6 protein-coding genes and 1 tRNA gene are annotated in these 6,608 nt (G+C 66.7%); 4 read left to right on the forward strand and 3 right to left on the reverse strand.

All coding sequences use genetic code 11. The annotated features are described in order from the left end of the window. Positions 1 to 10: 10 nt before the first annotated feature. Positions 11 to 3,445, reverse strand: a complete 3,435-nt coding sequence (putA, locus tag ACN0SE_RS18325; protein ID WP_417525975.1) for a bifunctional proline dehydrogenase/L-glutamate gamma-semialdehyde dehydrogenase PutA — start codon at positions 3,443 to 3,445, stop codon at positions 11 to 13. A 108-nt stretch (positions 3,446 to 3,553) separates the two neighbouring features. Here putA and ACN0SE_RS18330 point away from each other — a divergent pair, with 108 nt between their 5' ends. The 3 genes from ACN0SE_RS18330 to ACN0SE_RS18340 all read left to right on the forward strand — a co-directional run bounded on the left by ACN0SE_RS18330 (position 3,554) and on the right by ACN0SE_RS18340 (position 4,757). Further along, positions 3,554 to 4,030, forward strand: a complete 477-nt coding sequence (locus tag ACN0SE_RS18330) for an Lrp/AsnC family transcriptional regulator (protein ID WP_417525976.1) — start codon at positions 3,554 to 3,556, stop codon at positions 4,028 to 4,030. A 30-nt stretch (positions 4,031 to 4,060) separates the two neighbouring features. Beyond that, the gene (locus ACN0SE_RS18335; protein WP_417525977.1) at positions 4,061 to 4,618 is read left to right on the forward strand and encodes a tetratricopeptide repeat protein; all 558 of its coding nucleotides are present in this window, start codon (positions 4,061 to 4,063) and stop codon (positions 4,616 to 4,618) included. 53 nt (positions 4,619 to 4,671) lie between these two features. Next, a tRNA-Leu gene (locus ACN0SE_RS18340) sits at positions 4,672 to 4,757 on the forward strand. Between the two features lie 69 nt (positions 4,758 to 4,826). On the opposite strand, the gene ACN0SE_RS18345 is transcribed toward ACN0SE_RS18340, so the two are convergent. After that, complete coding sequence (locus ACN0SE_RS18345; protein ID WP_417525978.1) at positions 4,827 to 5,096, reverse strand: hypothetical protein; 270 nt, start codon at positions 5,094 to 5,096, stop codon at positions 4,827 to 4,829. 97 nt (positions 5,097 to 5,193) lie between these two features. Then, positions 5,194 to 5,616 (reverse strand): iron response transcriptional regulator IrrA, encoded by a 423-nt coding sequence (gene irrA / locus ACN0SE_RS18350; RefSeq protein ID WP_417525982.1) that lies wholly within the window; start codon positions 5,614 to 5,616, stop codon positions 5,194 to 5,196. A 186-nt stretch (positions 5,617 to 5,802) separates the two neighbouring features. On the opposite strand from irrA, the gene fabA reads away from it, so the two are divergent. Continuing rightward, complete coding sequence (fabA, locus tag ACN0SE_RS18355; RefSeq protein ID WP_417525979.1) at positions 5,803 to 6,312, forward strand: bifunctional 3-hydroxydecanoyl-ACP dehydratase/trans-2-decenoyl-ACP isomerase; 510 nt, start codon at positions 5,803 to 5,805, stop codon at positions 6,310 to 6,312. Positions 6,313 to 6,608 lie beyond the last annotated feature (296 nt).

Below are 6,608 nucleotides of genomic sequence, written 5' to 3' on the forward strand. Positions count from 1 at the left end.
TACGCGCCGCTCATGACATTCCCGAGAGCAGTGCCGCATTGCCGCCCGACGCGGTGGTGTCGACGCAGACATGGCGTTCATGCGCCACATGCCCCTTGTCCGGCATTCCGGTGATCAGCGGCAGGATCGGACCGTCGCGCCGCGACAGGGCCCGGGCATAGGCGCGGGCCGTTTCGCCCGCGCCCCACCAGAGCGCGCCGGAGATCCCGGCGAGCGTGGTCAGTGCCTCTGGCTGCAGCGCGCCGCCGACGCGGATGCCGACACCGCCAAGCGCCTCGACCGCTTCCTTCTGCGCCCGGGCGGCCGCGTCCCCCGGCCCGAGGCAGAGCAGCGGCGGGCGAGGCAGGGCGGTCAGCCGGTTCGATTCGCCGGTGGGGCCCGGCAGTGACAGCGGCGTTTCCGGGGCGGGCAGGTCCCGCGCCTTGAGCGCCTCCTGCAGGGCCAGGGGATCGACCTGCGCGCCGGGCTCTGCTGCGGTCTGTGGTGCCGGGTGGCGGGTGTAGCGGGTGAGGTAGTTCGGCCCGCCGGCCTTGGGGCCGGTGCCGGACATTCCCTCGCCGCCAAAGGGTTGCGAGCCGACGATGGCGCCGATCTGGTTGCGGTTGACGTAGATGTTGCCGGCGTGGATGCGCTCGGACACATGCTGCACCCGGTCGTCGATGCGGGTGTGCAGGCCGAAGGTCAGGCCGTAGCCGGTGGCATTGATCGTGTCGATCACCCGGTCGAGCTCATCCGCCTCGAAGGTGGCGAAATGCAGCACCGGGCCGAAGATCTCGCGCTGCATCTCTTCGATGCCGTTCACCCGCAGCAGGGTGGGGGCGATGAAATGGCCGGTCTTGGGCACGGTGATCTGCTTGATCACCCGGCCGTCGGCTTTGGCCTTGGCGATGTAGTCGGCGATACCGCTTTGTGCCTCGGTGTCGATCACCGGGCCGAGATCGGTCGACGGGTCCCAGGGCAGTCCCGGCCTCAGGGCCTCCATCGCGCCGGTCAGCATCTCGATGAAGGGGCCGGCGATGTCGCGCTGCACATAGAGGCAGCGCAGCGCCGAGCAGCGCTGGCCGGCGGATTGAAAGGCGCTTTCGATGATCGCCTGCACCGCCTGTTCGGGCAGGGCGGTCGAGTCGACGATCATCGCATTGAGCCCGCCGGTCTCGGCGATCAGCGGCGCGCCGGGGGCGAGGTTTTCCGCCATGGCCCGGCGGATCTTCAGCGCGGTATCGGTCGAGCCGGTAAAGGCCACGCCGCCGACGCGTGCGTCGGATGTCAGCGCTGCGCCGACGTCACCGGCGCCCGGCAGATATTGCAGCACCTCGCGCGGCACGCCCGCCTCGTGCAGCAGCGCCACGGCGCGGGCGGCGATCAGCGGCGTCTGTTCGGCGGGTTTCGCCAGCACCGCGTTGCCGGCGGCAAGCGCGGCCGAGACCTGGCCGGTGAAGATCGCCAGCGGGAAGTTCCACGGGCTGATGCAGGTGAAGGTGCCGACGGGCGGCGCTTCGGGCGCATTGGCGGCGTAGTAGCGCAGGAAATCCACCGCTTCGCGCAGCTCGGCCACGGCGTCGGGCAGGGTCTTGCCGGCCTCGCGGGCGACCAGCGCGAAGAGCTCGCCGAAGTTGGCCTCGTAGAGGTCGGCGGCCTTGTTCAGCACCCCGGCGCGCTCGGCCGGCGAGGCATCCCAAGGCCTTGCACCGGCCAGCGCCGTCTCGCAGTCGTCCTTGCTGGCAAAGCGGACCTCGCCCACGGTTTCTGACGGTTGCGCCGGGTTGGTGACGGCTGCGGCGTCCTGCGGTTTGGCCTCGCCCGCCAGCAGCGGGGCGGCCTGCCATTGGTGGGTCCTGAAGGGGTCGCGGGCCGCGTCGATGGCGGCGAGCGTCGGGCGATGCGCCAGGTCCCAGCCGCGCGAGTTGACGCGCTCTGGCTGATAAAGCTCGGGCCCGCGCGGCAGATGCGGCTGCGGCTCGCCAAGCGCGTTAAAGGGATCGCGGGCGACCACCTCTGGCGGCACGCTCTCGTCGACGATCTGGTTGACGAAGGACGAGTTGGCGCCGTTTTCCAGCAGACGACGCACCAGATAGGCCAGCAGGTCCTTGTGCGCGCCGACCGGGGCATAGACCCGGCAGCGCGTGCCCTCGGCCTTGAGCACGATGTCATGCATCGCCTCGCCCATGCCGTGCAGGCGCTGGAATTCGAAGGCATCCTTGTCCTCGGCCATGTCGAGCACGGCAGCCACGGTATGCGCATTGTGAGTGGCGAACTGCGGATAGATCCGGTCGGTCATGCCCAGCAGGCGGCAGGCGTTGGCAATGTAGCTCACGTCGGTGGCGGGTTTGGAGGTAAAGACCGGGAAACCGCCCAGCCCCTCGACCTGCGCCAGCTTGATCTCGCTGTCCCAATAGGCGCCTTTCACCAGCCGCACCATGATCCGGCGGTCGGTCTCTTCGGCGAGGGCATAGAGGTATTCCAGCACCGCGCCGCAGCGCTGGCCGAAGGCCTGTACCACGATGCCCAGACCGTCCCAGCCGGCAAGGCCGGGGTCACGCATCAGCCGTTCGACAAGGTCCATCGACAGCGACAGGCGGTCGGCCTCTTCGGCATCGATGTTGAGCCCCATCTTGCGGGCCCGCGCCATCAGCGCCAGGTCGCGCAGGCGGGGGTAGAGTTCGGCGGCAACCCGGTCCTTCTGCGCCTCTTCGTAGCGGGGATGCAGGGCCGAGAGCTTGACCGAGATGCCGGGGTTCTGGCGCACGTCGTCATGCACGCAGCCCTTGGCAATCGCCTCGATCGCGCGGCCATAGGCGGCGTGATAGCGCATGGCATCGGCGTCGGTGCGCGCGGACTCGCCCAGCATGTCGTAGGAATAGGTATAGCCCTTCTGCTCCATGGCAGAGGCGCGTTTCATCGCGGCGCGAATATCCTCGCCCAGCACGAACTGTCGGCCCATTTCCTTCATCGCGCGACCGACGGCGGTGCGGATCACCGGCTCGCCCAGGCGTTTGACGGCGGCGCGCAGGTGGCCCACCGGGCCGGGCTCGGCATCCTCGCGCAGCACCCGACCGGTCAGCATCAGCGCCCAGGTGGACGCATTGACCAGCGGCGAGGTCGAATGGCCCATGTGCCGACCCCAGTCAGACGGCGCGATCTTGTCCTCGATCAGCGCGTCGATGGTCTCGGGGTCGGGCACCCGCAAGAGCGCCTCGGCCAGACACATCAACGCCACGCCTTCGTCGGTCGACAGACCGTATTCGGCAAGGAACACTTCCATCATGCCGGGGTCAGAACTGTCGCGGATTCGTCGCACCAGCGACGCACCGGCCGCCGAGATGCGCGCGCGGTCTTCGGGCGACAGCGCGGCGGTCTCGACCAGCCGTGCAATCATCTCGCCCTCGTCGGCATAGGTCAGATCGTCGATGCGCGCCCGCAGCGCGGCAAGATCGGTATTGGTCATGCGAATCCCCGGTTGTCTATGTGGGCAAGTTATCGCCTTTGCGCTGGCCATTCTTCCCGATATTTGCTTTATTGGCGGTGATAAAGGTTGATTTTCAGGGTGATTGCAGTGCAAACCGATCAGATAGAGCTCGACCGCTTCGACCGGTCCATTGTAACCGTTCTGGCCGAGGATGGCCGGATTTCGATCACCGATCTCGCCAAGCGCATCGGGCTGTCGAAATCGCCCACCCAGGCGCGGCTCCGGCGGCTGGAAGAGGCCGGGGTGATCCGCGGCTACCGCGCGCTTCTGGACCCGATCCGGCTGGGGCTCGACCATGTGGCCTTTGTCGAGGTCCGGCTCGAGGATACGCGCGAGGCGGCGCTGGCGGCCTTTGCGGCGGCGGTGGCGAAGATCCCCGAGATCGAGCAATGTCACCTGATCGCCGGCAATTTCGACTATCTGATGAAGGTGCGCACCTCTGACATGCGGGCTTATCGCAAGGTGCTGGCCGAAAAGATCTCGACCCTGCCGCATGTCTCGAACACCTCGACCTATGTTGCGATGCAGGCGATCAAGGAAAGCGGTCTCGGCGATGTGACTTGATCGACGGCGCGTCCGTGGCACCATGGGGCCATGTTGCGCCTGATCCTGACCGCGCTTGTCCTGCTGCCACTCACGGCCCGGGCCGAGACCTGCCCCGCCCCGCCGAACCACGGCGACAGCCTCGATGCCCTGTACCAGGAGGTGCAGGCCGCGCCGAGCGAGGCCGCCGCGCAGAGGGTGGTCAACCGGATGTGGGAGCTGTGGGCCGATGCGCCGGATGCCCGCGCGCAGGAGATCCTCGATCGCGGGCTGCGGCGGCGGGCGTCGTTCGATTATCTGGGGGCGGTGCAGGATTTCGACCGGCTGATCGCCTATTGCCCGGACTATGCCGAGGGCTACAACCAGCGCGGTTTCATCAGCTTCATCCGGCGGGATTATCCGGCGGCGCTGGTCGATCTCGACCGGGTGATCGCCCTGAGCCCGCGCCACATGGGCGCGCTGACCGGTCGGGCGCTGACGTTGATGGCCCTCGGCCGGACCGAGGCGGCGCGGGCCGATCTGCTGCGCGCTCTGGCGCTCAATCCCTGGCTGCCCGAGCGGCGGTTTCTCGACCAGTTGCCGCCCTTGGACGACGAAACCGATCTCTAGGTGAATTTAGCGGTTTTCCCTTGTGCGGGCTGGCATTATGGTCGGCCGCGCTAGCCCGCGTGGTGGAATGGTAGACACAGGAGACTTAAAATCTCCAGGCCCCTGGGCCGTGCCGGTTCGAGTCCGGCCGCGGGTACCAGCATATCCGGGGAGATCTGTGACTATTCTCCGAAACCTTCCGCAGAATTTTCGGCAACTTGGCGCGAAGTCAGGAGGTCAACCCGCCCCGGGGCTCCATGACGCTGGCCCAGCGCACCGAAGTGCGGGCTTCGCCGCCGGCCTCGAGCGCGTCGCTCAGCCAGAGCCGCAGCCAGGCGAGGGTCACCGCGCCGAACATCATGCATCCGCCCGCCATCAGGCCTTCGACCCGGGCTTGCGCCACGCCGGCCAGAAGATGCCAGCTCGCGGTGCAGAAGAGCGCAATCATTGCGGCCATCAGCAGCCAGGATCCCGCGGTCTTGAGTGCGAATTTCGGCATTGTGTCCTCCGGCATATCTCTGCCCCCTGAATGCCAGCTTTGCGCCGAAATGCGGCGGAACTGCGGCCAAGATGGGGAAATGCCGGGTGCGACGTGCCTAATTGTCCTTGCGGCGCAGGCGGATCACCACGTCGACGCTGGCAATCTCGGCGCCCTCGGGGGCGTCTGGCAGGGCCACGATCTTGAGCTGGTCGGCGGGTGCATCGGTCAGCAGACCGTCGTCTTCCCAGAAGAAATGCGGGTGGTCATGGGTGTTGGTATCGAAATAGCTTTTCTGGCCATCGACCGTCACCTCCTGCATCAGCCCGGCGTCGCAGAAGGCGCGCAGGGTGTTGTAGACGGTGGCGAGCGAAACGCTTTCACCGCAGTCCTGCACCTTGGCAAACAGGCTCTCGGCGGTGACATGGCGATTCTTGCCGTCGCCCACCAGAAGCTGGGCCAGTGTCAGCCGCTGCCGCGTCGGGCGCAGGCCCGCCCCGGACAGCCACGCGGCGCCTCGGTCGATCGCTGGGGACGTCATACACATGCCTCGCTTGCTTGCTCCGCTTCAATATAGAGGCGTTCGTGGCGGCTTTTCAATGTCTGCCTGCTCTCATCGCCCCCGGATTGCCGGTCAAGCCGCTGAAAAAGCGGCGGCCTTGATGGGCTGCGGAGGGGATGCTAGACCGGATCAACGATGTGATGACCCTTCGAGAAAGGCGCCTGAATGGCTGATTATCCCAGCAGCTTCGACAAAGACGATCTCCTGAAATGCGCGCGGGGCGAGCTCTTTGGCCCCGGCAATGCGCAATTGCCGGAACCGCCGATGCTGATGATGGACCGGATCACCGAGATCTCGGCCGATGGCGGCGCCCATGGCAAGGGCCATGTGCTGGCGGAATTCGACATCACCCCGGACCTGTGGTTCTTTGACTGCCACTTCCCCGGCAACCCGATCATGCCCGGCTGCCTCGGCCTTGACGGGTTGTGGCAGTTGACCGGCTTCAACCTTGGCTGGCGCGGCTGGCAGGGGCGCGGCTATGCGCTGGGCGTCGGCGAGGTCAAGCTGACCGGCATGGTGCGGCCCGACCGCAAGATGCTGACCTACAAGATTGATTTCACCAAGGCGATCCAGACCCGCCGGCTGACCATGGGCGTGGCCGACGGTATCGTCGAGGCCGATGGCGAGGTGATCTATCAGGTCAAGGACATGAAGGTGGCGCTCAGCGAGAGCTGATCTGCGCCAATCGTGTATTTTTGCAGACGCCGGTCGGGGGGCACCCAGGCCGGCGTTTTGCGTTTTTGTCCCGCACTTTGCAGCCGGCGATGGCGCGCGGGGCCGGGCTCAGCAGGGTGCTGAAAAAGGCTGTCGTTAGGAACGGTTTCGCTCTACGTGCATGTTGTTGAGTCTGGATCATGGGCAGGCAGTCCTGGCGGCGCCTTCCTTCGTCAGGGAGCAAGCAGTTTCGGCAGCCTTGCCAGATTGCAGGCCGCCATCGTAAGCGTGAAGCGGGCCCGTACCCGCTCGATACC

It is taken from the genome of Marinovum sp., assembly GCF_048263515.1.
Taxonomy (GTDB): Bacteria; Pseudomonadota; Alphaproteobacteria; order Rhodobacterales; family Rhodobacteraceae; genus Marinovum.